The sequence below is a fragment of the Arthrobacter sp. SPG23 genome (assembly GCF_000876655.1).
GTDB lineage: Bacteria > Actinomycetota > Actinomycetes > Actinomycetales > Micrococcaceae > Arthrobacter.
Genome location: NZ_JYCN01000001.1, coordinates 39,774 through 53,681 on the forward strand (window position 1 = coordinate 39,774; position 13,908 = coordinate 53,681).

The 13,908-nt window shown below is 67.1% G+C and carries 12 protein-coding genes; 6 read left to right on the forward strand and 6 right to left on the reverse strand.

Annotated features, from left to right (window positions below):
• The first annotated feature begins 37 nt into the window (after positions 1 to 37).
• Complete coding sequence (nhaA, locus tag TV39_RS00220) at positions 38 to 1,387, forward strand: Na+/H+ antiporter NhaA (protein WP_043476660.1); 1,350 nt, start codon at positions 38 to 40, stop codon at positions 1,385 to 1,387.
• A gap of 5 nt (positions 1,388 to 1,392) precedes the next feature.
• On the opposite strand, the gene TV39_RS00225 is transcribed toward nhaA, so the two are convergent.
• Both TV39_RS00225 and TV39_RS00230 read right to left on the reverse strand, forming a co-directional pair.
• Complete coding sequence (locus tag TV39_RS00225; protein WP_043476663.1) at positions 1,393 to 3,012, reverse strand: ABC transporter permease; 1,620 nt, start codon at positions 3,010 to 3,012, stop codon at positions 1,393 to 1,395.
• Positions 3,012 to 3,923, reverse strand: a complete 912-nt coding sequence (locus TV39_RS00230) for an ABC transporter ATP-binding protein (RefSeq protein ID WP_043476665.1) — start codon at positions 3,921 to 3,923, stop codon at positions 3,012 to 3,014. The genes TV39_RS00225 and TV39_RS00230 overlap by 1 nt, the downstream gene beginning before the upstream one ends.
• 258 nt (positions 3,924 to 4,181) lie before the next feature.
• Between TV39_RS00230 and TV39_RS00235 the strand changes: the two genes are divergently transcribed.
• Genes TV39_RS00235 through TV39_RS00255 form a run of 5 tightly spaced genes read left to right on the forward strand, consistent with a single transcriptional unit; the run spans position 4,182 to position 8,808 of the window.
• The gene (locus TV39_RS00235; RefSeq protein WP_043476668.1) at positions 4,182 to 5,546 is read left to right on the forward strand and encodes an MBL fold metallo-hydrolase; all 1,365 of its coding nucleotides are present in this window, start codon (positions 4,182 to 4,184) and stop codon (positions 5,544 to 5,546) included.
• A 54-nt stretch (positions 5,547 to 5,600) separates the two neighbouring features.
• On the forward strand, positions 5,601 to 6,617 hold the full coding sequence (locus tag TV39_RS00240; RefSeq protein ID WP_235347218.1) for a carbohydrate kinase family protein: 1,017 nt from the start codon (positions 5,601 to 5,603) through the stop codon (positions 6,615 to 6,617).
• A gap of 10 nt (positions 6,618 to 6,627) precedes the next feature.
• Positions 6,628 to 7,137, forward strand: a complete 510-nt coding sequence (locus TV39_RS00245) for a YbhB/YbcL family Raf kinase inhibitor-like protein (protein WP_043476671.1) — start codon at positions 6,628 to 6,630, stop codon at positions 7,135 to 7,137.
• Positions 7,138 to 7,193: 56 nt separating this feature from the next.
• Positions 7,194 to 8,012, forward strand: coding sequence for a Cof-type HAD-IIB family hydrolase (locus TV39_RS00250; protein WP_043476674.1), 819 nt, complete (start codon positions 7,194 to 7,196; stop codon positions 8,010 to 8,012).
• 13 nt (positions 8,013 to 8,025) lie between these two features.
• The gene (locus tag TV39_RS00255) at positions 8,026 to 8,808 is read left to right on the forward strand and encodes a glycerophosphodiester phosphodiesterase (protein WP_043476676.1); all 783 of its coding nucleotides are present in this window, start codon (positions 8,026 to 8,028) and stop codon (positions 8,806 to 8,808) included.
• Here the strand turns inward: TV39_RS00255 and TV39_RS00260 are convergent.
• The 4 genes from TV39_RS00260 to TV39_RS00275 all read right to left on the reverse strand — a co-directional run bounded on the left by TV39_RS00260 (position 8,805) and on the right by TV39_RS00275 (position 13,897).
• On the reverse strand, positions 8,805 to 10,343 hold the full coding sequence (locus TV39_RS00260; RefSeq protein WP_043476678.1) for a putative bifunctional diguanylate cyclase/phosphodiesterase: 1,539 nt from the start codon (positions 10,341 to 10,343) through the stop codon (positions 8,805 to 8,807). The genes TV39_RS00255 and TV39_RS00260 overlap by 4 nt on opposite strands.
• On the reverse strand, positions 10,333 to 10,692 hold the full coding sequence (locus tag TV39_RS00265) for a DUF7793 family protein (RefSeq protein WP_144406258.1): 360 nt from the start codon (positions 10,690 to 10,692) through the stop codon (positions 10,333 to 10,335). Before TV39_RS00265 ends, TV39_RS00260 begins: the two co-directional genes overlap by 11 nt.
• Before the next feature lie 106 nt (positions 10,693 to 10,798).
• A complete protein-coding gene (locus TV39_RS00270; protein ID WP_235347219.1) occupies positions 10,799 to 11,809 on the reverse strand; it encodes a hypothetical protein in 1,011 nt (336 codons plus the stop codon).
• 387 nt (positions 11,810 to 12,196) lie between these two features.
• Positions 12,197 to 13,897, reverse strand: a complete 1,701-nt coding sequence (locus tag TV39_RS00275; RefSeq protein WP_082049361.1) for an ATP-binding protein — start codon at positions 13,895 to 13,897, stop codon at positions 12,197 to 12,199.
• Positions 13,898 to 13,908: the final 11 nt, after the last annotated feature.

Genomic DNA, 13,908 nt, shown 5'->3' on the forward strand with positions numbered 1-13,908 from the left:
CGGCATAATTTTGTCGACTCAACGTTTAGGACGTTTCATGAGCCACACCCCTACGCCCACACCCGACGCCAAACCGCGCACTATTCTCGGCTACGGCAGTTACGCAGAATCGCTCCGCATAGGTGAGATCCTGCGCAAGGAAACGGTAGGCGGCGCCCTCTTGGTGGCCGCGGCCGTCATCGCCTTGATCTGGGCCAATTCACCGGCGTCCGACAGCTACTTCGCCTTGCGGGATTACAAAATCGGCTATGAGCCCTGGCACCTCGAACTGAGCCTGGGCGCCTGGGCTGCCGACGGACTGCTGGCCATCTTCTTCTTCCTGGTGGGCCTGGAACTCAAGCGTGAATTCGTGGCGGGCGACCTCCGCCAGCTCAACAAATCGATCGTGCCCGTGGCGGCCGCAGCCGGAGGCGTGATTGTTCCCGCCCTGATCTACGTTGCGGTGAACGTCTACAGCCCTGAAACCCTGCGCGGGTGGGCCATCCCCACGGCCACCGACATCGCGTTCGCGGTGGCCGTCCTGGCCATCATCGGCTCACACCTGCCCAGCGCCCTGCGCATCTTCCTGCTCACCCTGGCAGTGGTGGATGACCTGATCGCCATCAGCATCATCGCGTTCTTCTACTCCAGCGACATCCAGGCAGCCCCGCTGCTGCTCGCACTCATCCCGCTGGCCCTCTATGCCTTCCTGGCCCAGAAGTACCGCCGCTTCTTCGGCACCCACTTCATGGCCGCCTGGGCCATCCTCCTGCCGCTCGGCATCGTCACGTGGGCGCTGGTGCACGCCTCCGGCATCCACGCCACGGTGGCCGGCGTCCTGCTGGGGTTCGCCGTTCCGGTGCTCCGTTCCAAGGCCAGCGGGGGTCCGGAAGCCGGCCCCGGCCTCGCGGAAATCTTCGAACACCGGTTCCGTCCCATCTCCGCCGGAGTGGCCGTTCCCATCTTCGCCTTCTTCTCCGCCGGCGTGGCCGTAGGCGGCTGGGAAGGCCTGGGCTCCGCCCTGGCCGACCCCGTGGCCATCGGCATCATCATGGCGCTCGTCCTGGGCAAGCCGATCGGCATCATGGGCACCACGTGGATCCTCACCAAGGTCACCAGGGCGCGGCTGGACTCGTCCTTCAAGTGGGTCGACGTCTTTGGCGTATCACTGCTGGCCGGAATCGGCTTCACGGTGTCCCTGCTGGTCGCGGAACTCAGCTTCGGCCACGGCAGCCTGCATGACGACCATGCCAAGGTGGGCATCCTGGCGGCATCGTTCCTCGCCGCCATCCTGGCCACCGTGGTGCTGCGGACCAGGAACCGCCAGTACCGCCTGGCGGAGGAGCGGGAGAAGGTCGACTCGGACCAGGATGGCATCCCGGACGTCTACGAGCACGAGAACCGCTAGCCTCCTCAACTGGTGAGGTCGCGCCGCCCCAGCAGGTAGGCCGCCAACCCGGCTCCGGCCACCGAGACGGCAGCCATCAGCAGGGCCCCTGTTCCGTTGAAGGCTTCCACGGGCATTGCCGAGGAGTGGCGGAACGGGCTCAGTTCCTGGATCCACCCGGGCAGCCGGAACATTTCCCCGAACTCGCCCAGGACCAGCCCGGCGGCCAGCAAGCTCCAGCCGAGGGCAGCCGCCAGCCGTGGAAGGAGGGCGAAAGCGAGGGCTGTCAGGGCCACGAAAACCAGCGCGGCCGGAACATGCGCCACCGCGGCCAGGAGGATCAGGACGGCGGGGTGGCTGCCGGCCTCCGTCAGGCCGAGGCCCAGCGCGGCGGCGGCCCCCGTTATTGCGGACACAGCCAGCACCGAGATGCCCGCGACGGCCAGGGTGGCTCCGAGCCAGCGGGCCTTGGAGCGTGGCGTGGCCAGCAGGATTTCCGCCCGGCCCTCGTCCTCCTCGGCCCGCAGCCGGAGGGTGGCCTGGACCCCGGCCCCGGCGGCCAGGACCCCTGCCATGCCTAGAAGCGCGGCGGTAAACACGTCCACGATGTCCAGCTGGCTTCCTGGAACCAGCTGGCCGATAAGGTCGCCCAGCGAGGGGTTGCCCTCGGCGACCTGGCCCACCATGGGGCCGAGCCCTCCCGCGATGGCCCCCATGACCGCGGCACCCGCGCTCCAGCCGGCGAGGGTTCCGCGCTGCAGCCGCCACGCCAGGCCAAAGAGCGACTGCCCGGCGACGCCGGCGCGCTCCTTTCCAACGCCGGCGGCCAGGAGGCTGGCACCAAGGTCCCGCCGTTCCCGAAGGAACACCACGCCAGTTCCGAGGACCGCTGCGGCTGAGGCCAGGACCAGCAGCGGCACCGGGTCCGGCTCGGTGAACGGCCTGGCGCGCTGGCCCCAGCCGATCGGGGAAAGTAGCGACGGCCAGGCGGGAGTCACGTGCAGGAAATCGTCGCTGGCGCTGCCCAGTGCGTCGCCGATGCCCCTGACAAGGTAGGCCAGGCCAACCAAAGCTGCGGAAACCCCGTTGGCACCGCGGCCCGAAGGCATGAGTTGTGAGACGGCTGCTGCCGCGGCAACGAAGAAGACGCCCACAGCGCCCACTGCCAGTCCCGCAGTGACGGACCCGGGCGCGGGAAGTCCGCCCGCCGCGAATCCGGCAGCCAGCACCATGGCCAGTGCGGTATTGGCGGCGACTCCGACCATGAGCGTGGCGGAGAGCGGAGCGGACCGTGAAATGGGGGCGGTGCCAAAGAGCTCGGAGCGTCCCAGCTCCTCGTCGTGCCGGGTGTGGCGCACCACCAGGAACGTGCTCATCAGCCCGGCAAGCACTGCCGTGAAGGAAAAGCCCTGGAAAAAGACCACCTCCCCGAGCCCGGTGCCATCGGGCAGGCCCCGCAGGAACAGGAAGGCAGGGCTGCCCGCGGCCACCATGACGATCATGGCCCGTTCGGGTTCGCCGCCAAACGCCGTGCCCACCGCCGCGGCCATGGCATACCCGAGCAGCCCCGCCCCTGCGATCCAGACTGCAAGCACCCACCGGTCCTGCCGGGCCTGGGCGACGGCAAGCCGGACAATCCCGCGCATCAGAGCACCTGGCCGTTGAGGTCGCGGTAGTGCCGCAGGAAAAGCGACTCCAGCGACGGCGGCGCCACGGCAAGGCCCGCCACCCCGGCCCCGCCCAGGGCCGACAAAACAGCGGCGAGGTCCCCCGCGTCGGCGTCGAACTCCACTCCCGTCCCGGCGGTGCGGACACCGTGCACCACGGGCAGCAAGGCGAGTGCGTCCTGTGCGCTGAGGCCCAGGACGGTGAAATGGGTCCGGCTGAGGTGACGGAGTTCCTTCAGGGACCCGGATTCGACGGCGGTTCCGGTCCTGATGATCGTCACCCTGTCGCAGAGCTGTTCCACTTCGCCGAGGATGTGGCAGGACAGCAGCACCGTGGCTCCGTCACTGCGGACCCGCTGGATGTGCCGCCGGAAGACGGCATCCATGATCGGATCCAGGCCGGCGCTGGGTTCGTCCAGCAGATAAAGGCGGGCCGGCCGGCACATCGCCGCGATGAGCGCCACTTTCTGCCGGTTGCCCTTGGAGTACGTCCGGATCTTCTTGCGGGGGTCCAACTCGAAGTCCTCCACGAGCTGCCGGCGCAGTGACTGGTCTGCGCCGCCGCGCAGGCCTGTCAGCAGGTCGATCACCTCGCCCCCGCTCAGGTTCGGCCACAGGCTGACGTCACCCGGAACGTACGCGATGTCGCGGTGGGTGCGGACCGGGTCGGCCCACGGATCCTGGCCAAAGACCTTCACGGCTCCGGACGTAGCCCTGATGAGGCCCAGCAGGATGCGCAGCGTGGTGGACTTGCCGGCGCCATTCGGACCCAGGAAGCCGTGGACCTCGCCTTCCCCGACGGTGAGATCAAGCCCATTCAGGGCACGGGCGGAGCCGAAGTCTTTTACGAGCCGGGACACTTCAACAACGGGAGGCGGTCCGGGGTTCATGGCCAGTTCCTTTCAAGGCAAGGACGCAGCACCCGTGGCGGCCGCCAGGGCACTCCGCGGACTTTCCCGCAGGCCGACCAGGCTTCCCGGCTCTCCGATCCACAGTTTACAAGCGGCACGCCGGACGCGTAAGTGCAGGCGGCGCGGACCAGCACCGCTCCGTGGCAGGACGATGAACCGGGCGATTGAAAGACCATACCCCTCCGGGTATGGTCGTGGTATGGCATCGAAGCCGCCGCCACCGTCGAGGAGGAAATCATGGACGTTGTTGTCATCGATACCCCGCAGCTGGGGGACCGGAGCTACCTGGTGCACGACGGCACGGTGGGGCTGGTCATCGACCCGCAGCGGGACACGGACCGCGTCGAAGCCGCCGCCCGTGACGCGGGTGTGACCATCACCCACGTCGCTGAAACCCACCTGCATAACGACTACGTCACCGGCGGCCTGGAGCTGGCCCAGGCGCACGGCGCGAAGTACCTCGTCAATGCCGCCGATCCCGTCCAGTTCGAGCGCGAAGCCATTACCGACGGCCAGGCGGTCCGGGTGGGATCGCTGACCGTGAGGGCAGTCGCCACTCCGGGCCACACCCACACGCACCTATCCTTCATCGTGGACGACGGCGACAAGCAGGCGGTCTTCTCCGGCGGCAGCCTGCTTTACGGTTCCGTGGGCCGGACGGACCTGGTCGCTGCGTCCGACACCGTGGGCCTGACCCATGACCAGTACGCGTCCGTGCGCCGGCTCGTGGCCGAGGCCCGGCACGATGCAGCACTGTTTCCCACCCACGGGTTCGGCTCGTTCTGTTCGTCCGGCCCCGCCACCGGCGCCGGCTCCTCCACGGTGGGTGAGCAGCTCACCGCCAACCACGCCCTGACCGATCCGGACGAGGACCACTTCGTCCAGGAGCTCATCGCCAACCTCTCCGCGTACCCGGCCTACTACGCGCACATGGGGGCCATGAACGCCAAGGGCCCGGGCCCCGCGGACCTCGCCGTTCCGGAGTCGGTGGACCCGGCCGAGCTCACCCGCCGCCTGGAGGACGGCGAATGGGTGGTTGACCTCCGCCGCCGCGTGGCGTTCGCCAGCAACCACCTCAAGGGCAGTGTCAGCTTCGAATACGGCAGCGGCTCCAACTTCACCACGTACCTGGGCTGGGTCCTGCCCTGGGATGAGAAGCTTACCCTCGTGGGTTCGCGGGAGGACGTCGAAAAAGCCATCCGCGATCTCTCCCGCATCGGCATCGATTCGCCGGATGCCGCCGTCGGAACCGAACCGCACGCGCTGGCGCCGGATGCCGCCGTCGCCTCCTACCCGCGCGTCGGCTGGGACGGACTGCTGGCAGGCCGGACCGACGGCGACACGGTCCTTGATGTCCGGCGGACGGACGAGTTTGCCGCCTCCCACGTTTCCGGAGCCGTCAACGTCCCCGTCCACCAGCTCCTGACCCGCATGGATGAGGTTCCGGCCGGCAAGCTGTGGGTCCACTGCGGAACCGGCTACCGCGCCGGCGTTGCCGCCAGCCTGTTGCAGCGTGCGGGCAGGGACGTGGTCCACCTGGATGCGAAGTTTGAGGATGCCGAGAAGTCCGGCGTCCCCATGGACAAAGCGCCTGGGGCGTAACCGGGAGCGCGTCATCAGGAGCGCGCCCGCCCCGTTCTCTGGCAGAGTATGACCATGCTCACAGTTATTGGCGAAGGCCTGGTTGACGTTGTCCAACGATCCTCGGGAATCGAGGCCCACGTGGGCGGCAGCCCGCTCAACGTTGCAGTGGGACTGGCGCGGCTGGACCACCCCGTGCAGTTCATCGGCAGGTTCGGGCGCGACGCCTACGGAGAGTCCGTGGCCGCCCACCTGAAATCCAGTTCGGTGATGGTGCCGCAGGGCCCCGACGCCCTGCCCACCAGCGTGGCCACCGCGCTCATCGACGACGACGGCGCCGCCACCTACACGTTCGACCTCGCCTGGGAGCTTCCCGGCCTGGCGGACCGGCTGCCGTTCATGCTGCAGGGAACCACCCTGGTGCACACCGGCTCCATTGCCACCATGCTGGCACCGGGCGCCGCCGAGGTGCTTGCCGCCGTCGAGCACGCGCACCCCTCCGCCACCATCAGCTTCGACCCCAACTGCCGCCCCACCATCATCACCGACGTGGACTACGCCCGCCGGCAGGCGGAAAAGTTCGTCACCCTCGCCGACGTGGTGAAGGCGTCCGACGAGGACCTCGAGTGGCTCTACCCCGGCGTGGACGTCCTGGACTCGGCCCGCCGCTGGCTCTCCCTGGGCGGCCCCGAGGGGCCGGCCCTGGTGGTGGTGACCCGCGGCGCCGCCGGCCCCTGGGGCATCACCGCTGCCGGCGAAGCGGAGTTCCCCGCACCCAAGGTTGACGTGGCGGACACGGTGGGAGCCGGGGATTCCTTTATGGCCGCGCTGATTTCCGGGCTGGTGGACCGCGGCCTGGACGGCGCGCAGAACCGGAAGGAGCTCCGTGAGCTGCCGGCCGAGTCGCTCCGTGAACTGCTGGCCCACGCCGCCTGGGCCGCAGCCGTCACGGTGTCACGGCCCGGAGCCAACCCGCCCACCCGGGCCGAGCTGAACCACTTCGAGCTCGAAAGCCTGGAACGCGACAGCCTGGCGCGCGACACCGCGCCCGCCGGAGACGACCTGAGGAATGCCGACTCCGCCAGCAACTGAAAGGCAGCACATGTCCGCCCACGATTCCCCGTCCCTGCACGTCAGCAGCGAGTCCTTCCGGGACGGCCAGACCCTGCCGCCCGCCCAGCGCAGCGGCAGGATGCGCGCCGGCGGCAAGGATGAATCGCCGCAACTGGGCTGGAGCGGCGCGCCGGCCGGAACCAAGGGGTATGCAGTCACCGTGTTCGATCCCGATGCCCCCGGCCGCGGCGGGTTCTGGCACTGGGCCGTGCTGGACCTCCCGGCAGCCGTGACCTCGCTCCCCGCCGGCGCGGGTGCGGAAGGCGGCGGCCACCTTCCGGGCGGTGCGCTGCAGTTGAAGAACGACGGCGGTTTCCACGGCTACCTGGGGGCCGCGCCGCCTCCCGGCCACGGCCCGCACCGCTACATCGTCACCGTCTATGCCCTCGATGTGGAACACCTCGGACTGGACGCCGGGTTCAGCCCGGCCAGGCTCGAAGCCAAGCTGGCCCCGCACGTCCTGGGCCGCGGCACCCTCACGGGCATTTTCGAGCGCTAAGCCGACGGCTGCCGGGCCGCGCCCGCCGGGCCCGCGGGCCAACGTAGACTGGCAGTATGCGGCTGGTAGCAAGTGACATTGACGGAACGATCCTCGGGCATGACGGCAAAATCAGCCACCGGACCATCCGCGCCTTCCACGCCTGCCGTGACGCCGGCGTCGAACTGGTCTTCGTCACCGGACGCCCGCCCCGCTGGCTGCACCCGCTGGAGGACCAGCTGGGGCACGCCGGAACCGTCATCTGCTCGAACGGTGCAGTGGTGTGGGACCTTGAGGAGGGCCGCCTGGTGTCCGCACGCGCGCTTGCCCTCGACGCGGTCTTCGAGGCACGCCGCATCATCAAGCAGCTGCGGCCGTCCGCGCTGTTCGCCGCCGAAACCCTCACCGGCTTCCACCTGGAACCGGGTTTCATCGAAAACGACTCCAGCGAACTCCTGTCCGAGTTCACCCCGGCGCCGCTGGCCAGCACCCTCACCGCTGACGACGCCGTGGTGAAGTTCCTGGCAATTGTCCGCGAAGGCACTGCTGACGACTTCCTCGCCGAGGTGTCGCCCGCAGTGGCGCACCTCGCGTCGGCCACCCACTCGGCGCCCACCGTCGCAATGCTGGAGCTGGCGCTGCCGGGCGTCAACAAAGCCGTGACCCTCGCCGAATACGCTGCCACCCTGGGCATTGACGCGGCCGACGTGGTGGCCTTCGGGGACATGCCCAACGACATCGAGATGCTGCGCTGGGCCGGCAACGGCTACGCGATGGCCAGCGGCCACCCTGAGGCCATCCGCGCCGCGGGGCAGCAGGCGCCCCATTTCGACGACGACGGCGTGGCCCAGATCCTCGAAGCCAAGTTGGCCGAACTTGGCGTGAAGCCCGTCTAGGCAGGCGCCTGGAATGACGGAGCCCCTGCCGTTCTTCGCCGCCGGAAGCGCCTCCGCGCGGGTCGCCATGGCGCACCGCGGTTTTTCACCGGACGGGCTGGAAAACTCGATGCCGGCGTTCCGCGCCGCCGTCGAACTTGGCTACCGGTACCTGGAAATGGATGTCCACACCACTGCCGACGGGGTGCTGCTGGTGTTCCACGACCCCTCACTGGACCGTGTCACTGACGGGCAGGGCCGCATTGCCGATCTGCCCGCCGGGACAGTAGCGCAAGCAAGGATCGGCGGCCTGGAACCCATCCCGCTCTTCGAAGAGCTGGTGCGGGCCTTCCCCGACGTGCGGCTGAACCTGGACGTCAAGGACTGGAACTCAGTACCCGTTCTGGCCGCCGCGATTGAGAGGCACGGCGTTCACGACCAGGTGCTGATTGCGAGCTTCTCGGACCGCCGGCGTCGTGCCGTCCTCAGGCAGTTGAGCAGGCCGGTCGCGGCGTCTGCCGGCATCGTGTCCAACGCGCTGTTCACCATGTTGGGGCCGGTGCTCCCGGCGCCGGTCATCAGGAGGGCGCTGCGGGGCGTCCACGCGCTTCAGGTGCCGGTCAGCTACAGCGGCGTCCGGGTGGTGACGCCGGCCTTTGTCCGCCGCGCCCACCGGCACGGCCTGCAGGTCCATGTGTGGACCATCAACGACCCCGCGGAGATGCACCGGCTCCTGGACCTGGGCGTTGACGGTATCGTCACCGACCGGGCGGATCTCCTAAAAACGGTGCTTCAGGACCGGGGCGAGTGGGACTAGCCGCCGTGGCGTGAAGACCGCTGCGCGTCCAGCACCGCCGCGAACTCATCTGCCGGGACCGGCCGGCCGAAGTAATATCCCTGGGCGCTGACGCAACCGATGCTGGCGAGGTGCTCTGCCTGCTCCGCGGTTTCCACGCCTTCCCAGACCGCTTCAAGCCCGCAGGCCCGGATCAGCTGCAGGATCGCGGCCACCAGGGCCGGCTGGGCCGGGTCCGTTCCCAGGTCCTTCAGCAGTGAGCGGTCCACTTTGACCTTGTCCACGGGGAGCTTGCGCAGGTAGCTGATGGAGGAGTAGCCCGTGCCAAAGTCGTCGATCTCCAGCCCCACTCCCAGCTTCCGCAGGCTGTTCAAGGAGTACCGGTCCAGTTCGTTGCCGCTGACGATTGCGCCTTCCGTCAGTTCGAGGACCAGCAGTTCCGGATTGAGTTCCGCCGCGCTGAGGGTGTCCCGGACCTCTTCGATGAACTCAAGCCGCTGCAGGTCCGTGGGGGAGATGTTGATGCGCATGGAGAATTCGTCACCCGCGCGGCCCGCGGCCCGCCAGTCCCGCAACTGTCCGACGGCGGTGCGCAGGACCCAGCCGCCCAGCTCGGAAATGAGTCCGGCGTCTTCCGCGAGCGGAATGAATTCGTCCGGCATCACCATTCCGCGGGAAGGGTGCTTCCAGCGGACCAGGGCTTCCGCTCCTTCAATCCGCCCCGTGGTCAGGTCAACCACAGGCTGGTAGTAAAGCACCAGCTCCGAGCCGGAAATGGCCGTTCGCAGGTCCTCGATAAGCTGGCTCCGGAGCTGGCGGGCGTGCAGCATGGCCGGTTCGAACACCTTGAGCCTGTTGCGGCCCCCGGCCTTGGACGCATACATGGCCACGTCAGCTTCAATGAGCAGCTGTTCCGCGCTCTGACCGGCGCCGCCGATGCACAGTCCCATGCTGGCACCGCACTGGACGGCGTCGTTTTCGAGCTCCACCTGGCCGTCCAGGGAGGCGAGGATGCGGCTGCCCACGCTTCTGGCCCTGGCCAGGGTGGTGGCGGGCATCAGGACGGCAAATTCGTCTCCCCCCAAGCGGGCAACGGTGTCCGTCTCCCGGACTGAGCCCTTGATCCGCTCCCCGACAGCAGCCAGCACCTGGTCTCCGGCGGCGTGTCCAAGGGTGTCGTTGATTCCCTTGAATGCATCAAGGTCCAGGAGGAGGAGTGCCGGCGGCAGGCTGCCCAGCGCAGCTTCCGCCAGTGCCCCGTTGATGGCGCTGACCAGGGCCGCGCGGTTGGCCAGGCCGGTGAGCGAGTCCGTGAGCGCCATCTTCTGCATTTCCAGGTGCGCCTCGTTGAGCAGCCGGGTGCGCAGTTCCACCCGTTGTTCCAGCTCCTGGTACATGATCTGAAGATCCTCGGCGAGGAGGTTGGTGCCCATGATGACGGCATCCAGTTCGTCCCTGGCGGGGGACACTTCAATCCTGGAGTGCAGCTCTCCTGCGGCAAGGCGGACGATTCCATCCAGCAGCTTGCCAAGGCGCGGATCGCCGTCAGTGAACATGGGCGTTTTCCTTCAACCACTTGAGTGCTTCAAGTTCGGACGTGAAGTAGCTCGCGGGCCCGGACTTGAAGTCGCCGCCTAGGATGAAATGGGCCAGGATGCGGTCCACCGGGGTCCGGCCCAGCAGTGCCCATGCGGCCACCGTGCTCACATTGCTGAACACGGCCCGCGCCGCCCTGCTGACGGACGCAACGTCCGTCACATCCATCAGCACAGCCAATGGCGATCCGGACTGCGGGGCCCGAAGGCCGGCAGCCAGCAACTCTGCCGAGTGCTCGTCCAGGTGCTCGTCCCGGGGAAGCACGATCCGGACAATCTGCTCCTGCATCAATTCAAGCGGCTTAGGCATCAATCCCCCGAACATATGAGAGGAGCCGTCTGGCCTCCCTTGGCCCACCGAACCTCCGGCGAGGCTTTGTGACTAAAGTACACCGTCCACCCGCGTCCGGAGCCCGCTACCCTACATCGGCCGCAAACGCGCGGACCTGGGCGCTCCGTTCCGAGGCGGCGGCGTTGTCGAAAAGCTCGGCCGCATCCGCCAGTCGCTGCAGGGCCTCGTCCCGTTCACCGTTGGCTAGAAGGGATTTCCCCAGCAGGAATGAGGCTTCTCCGGCCGTTTGGGTGGCCAGGATCCCGGCTTCGGTGCACAGCGGCCTGAGCATGTTGATTGCGGTGGCCATGTCGCCGGTCAGGAAATTCCAATGCGCGCGGGCAAAGGACATTTCGAGAAGATCGCGATCGCTGCCGCCCACCACTTCGGTGGCTAGTTCGGCCCGTTCGATGCAGCGGAGGGTCGCGGGTCCGGTGAGTTCGGCCTCCAGGCGCATCACCGCTGAGGCGCGGTTGAACCTGGCCCAGAGGTCCACGTCCTTCGACGGCGAGAGGCTTTCTGCAGCCATGTCATGGTACCGGCCGCCGTCCGCCACCCTGCCGGTAAGGAACGCGACGTTTCCGATCACCCAATACGCCTTGCCGGCGGTGTCCTCGTCCACGAGTTCAGTCAGCAGGCCCTCCAACATGAGGCACTGCTCCCAGGCTTCATCCAGCCGGCGGCTTTCGGCGAGGGCGGCAATAAGGGCGCGCTGTGCCTCGACATGGAGGTAGACATACTCAGCGTTGCCGGCCACGAGGTTGGCCGCTGCCGCAGCCGAGGACACGGCATCCGGGAGCCGGCCCAGCCCTTGCTGTGCGACAGCCAGGAGCGTGTAGGCCCGGGCTGCCAATAATGCATGCTCCGCCGAGAGCGGAGATTCGGCGAGGGACTTGGCAACGTCCAGGCACTCGGAGATCGAGCCCTCGTCACGGAGGCACTCGGCCTTCAGGTAGATCATGTTCCACCAGCCGGAATAGTCCCCGGACTCCACAGCGAGGGCGGCGGCCGCGGCAGCCTGCGCTTTCGCGGCCGCATAATCGCGGTTTCTGGCGCTTTCGCGGGCCTGGAGCTCGGCAACTACGTAAGGAGTCAAATTCCGGGGAGACGGCATTTGCCAATTATCCACCCTCGCAGCCCCCGCTGCTGTCGGGCCTCCGGAATTACTTTCGTATTACATGGCTTATATGTTGATGATCCGACCGTATAATGACGCTCGTAATGCATGATCGAACCTAATTGATTGAAAGGACCAACGGATGAAGAAGATTGCCGCAACATTCTTGCTCACCGGCGTTCTGGCTGTCGCTGGATTTGCAGCACCCGCCAACGCCGCTCCTAAGTCGGACACAACTGTCAGCAGCTCCGGTAAGACGACGACTACCCAGTCCTCCATCGGTTGGTGGCCCAACTAGTTCGGCAAAACAGAACTGCCCCCGGATTTCACATCCGGGGGCAGTTCCTTTTAAGGCCGGAATACGGTTTAAGGTCCGGAAACAGGCAACTGAACGGTGATGGTGGTCCCTGCCCCGAGTTCCGAGCTGACCGCCAGGTACCCGCGGTGCGCTTTCACAATGTCGTATGCAATGGCGAGTCCCAGGCCGCTGCCGGGGACGGCAGTGGACGTGGCATTGGATGCACGGAAAAACCGGGTGAACAGATGCGGAATTTCTTCCTCCGGGATTCCAACACCGGTGTCGCGTACATGCACATTTACGCCCGGCTCGCCATCCGTCATTGCCTCAAAACGGCAGCTGACAACAATCTTGCCTCCGCGTGGCGTGAATTTGATGGCATTTGAAACAAGGTTGGTAAACACCTGCTCCAACTGGACTTCATCGGCGATTATCGCGGGGTCGCCGTCACACAGCTCCAAGGAGATGGAGACATCACCCAGTTCCGCCAGGGGTCGCAGCGCCACCGTCACAATCTGCAGGGTGTGCCCCAGCTGGACTGGCCCCAAGTGCAGGTTGGCGCCGTCGTAGTCCTGGCGCGAAACAGTGAGCATATCCTCGATCAGGCGGCGGAGCCGTTCCGAGTTCCGGACAATGATGTCCAGCATCCGGTCCACTTCAGGGGGCACCGGCCCTCCCACTCCGTCCTGGATCATGTCCAGGTAGGCGGAGATGGACGTGAGCGGGGTCCGAAGCTCATGGTTGACGGTGGCCAGGAAGTCGGTCTTGGCCTGGTCAAGATGCCGCAATTGCTTGACCACCTGTTGCTGGGCGCTCATCAGGTGGCTTTGGATGAGCCCGTAGGCAACGTTGCCGGCAACGTGCTGGATCAGGGAGATTTCGGTGCGTGTCCAGACCCGCGGCTCGTCCAGCTGCGCAATCCAGATCACGCCGAGGGCCGATTTCCCCTCACCCACGGGAACGAACGCGGACGCCCAGGGGCCCATGTGTTCAGACCAGGCCGCCAGTTCCTGGTCCTCAGGGGACCATTCGTGGAAGTGATGGTCCTCCACTGCAAGCACTTCGGCCTCCGACCACAGCCGGTCCGCAACACCGTGCGCTGAGATCTCCTGGATGCCCAGTCCGTCCGGGACCGGGGCGAGGCCCGGGCGGTGCCACTCGGCAGCTATCCGGGGCACGCGGTCGTCGTCGAACGTGGTGAACAGTACGCGGTCGGCACCGAACGTCTCGCCGAATCCCCTCACCACGCAATCCGAAATCAGGCGGGGATCGTGGGTGGCGCGGATTGCGGAGGACACTCCCCGGAGTTTTTCGCGGAGCCGTTCAGCGCTTTGCCGTGCGTCGGAGCGCTGGGCGGCGCGGCTGATCAGGACGTCCGCCCGGTGAACGAGCTCGTCCGGAGCGGCGGGCTTTGCGATGTAGTCCGCCATGCCGAGTGTCCGGAGGCTTTCCGCCGCGGACTCGTCCGCAAGATCGATGAGGAGGAGCAGCGGTGCATCCACCGGCGGGCCCGCCAATGCATGATCCGCGACGACGATGCTTGGGTTGTGCTTCTCCAGCAGCGCGGTCAGGATTTCGTGGTTTAAGGCCGTGGAGACCTCGAACCCCGCGGCCGCAAGGACCGCGGCCGTAGCGGACAGGCGGCCGCTGTCCGGATCCGCCACGATGGCCGTGCGTGGTACGAGTGATTTCTCCGCCGTCTGAATTACCACACTGCCCCCTTCGGTCCCCGGTTGAGTACATTGTAGGGTGACATCAGTCGCACGCATCCCGTGCGGGC

Coding starts and splice junctions, on each gene's coding strand:
- nhaA (WP_043476660.1), top strand. CDS start 38: ATGAGCCACACCCCTACGCCCACACCCGACGCCAAACCGCGCACTATT.
- TV39_RS00225 (WP_043476663.1), bottom strand. CDS start 3,012: ATGCGCGGGATTGTCCGGCTTGCCGTCGCCCAGGCCCGGCAGGACCGG.
- TV39_RS00230 (WP_043476665.1), bottom strand. CDS start 3,923: ATGAACCCCGGACCGCCTCCCGTTGTTGAAGTGTCCCGGCTCGTAAAA.
- TV39_RS00235 (WP_043476668.1), top strand. CDS start 4,182: ATGGACGTTGTTGTCATCGATACCCCGCAGCTGGGGGACCGGAGCTAC.
- TV39_RS00240 (WP_235347218.1), top strand. CDS start 5,601: ATGCTCACAGTTATTGGCGAAGGCCTGGTTGACGTTGTCCAACGATCC.
- TV39_RS00245 (WP_043476671.1), top strand. CDS start 6,628: ATGTCCGCCCACGATTCCCCGTCCCTGCACGTCAGCAGCGAGTCCTTC.
- TV39_RS00250 (WP_043476674.1), top strand. CDS start 7,194: ATGCGGCTGGTAGCAAGTGACATTGACGGAACGATCCTCGGGCATGAC.
- TV39_RS00255 (WP_043476676.1), top strand. CDS start 8,026: ATGACGGAGCCCCTGCCGTTCTTCGCCGCCGGAAGCGCCTCCGCGCGG.
- TV39_RS00260 (WP_043476678.1), bottom strand. CDS start 10,343: ATGTTCACTGACGGCGATCCGCGCCTTGGCAAGCTGCTGGATGGAATC.
- TV39_RS00265 (WP_144406258.1), bottom strand. CDS start 10,692: ATGCCTAAGCCGCTTGAATTGATGCAGGAGCAGATTGTCCGGATCGTG.
- TV39_RS00275 (WP_082049361.1), bottom strand. CDS start 13,897: ATGCGTGCGACTGATGTCACCCTACAATGTACTCAACCGGGGACCGAA.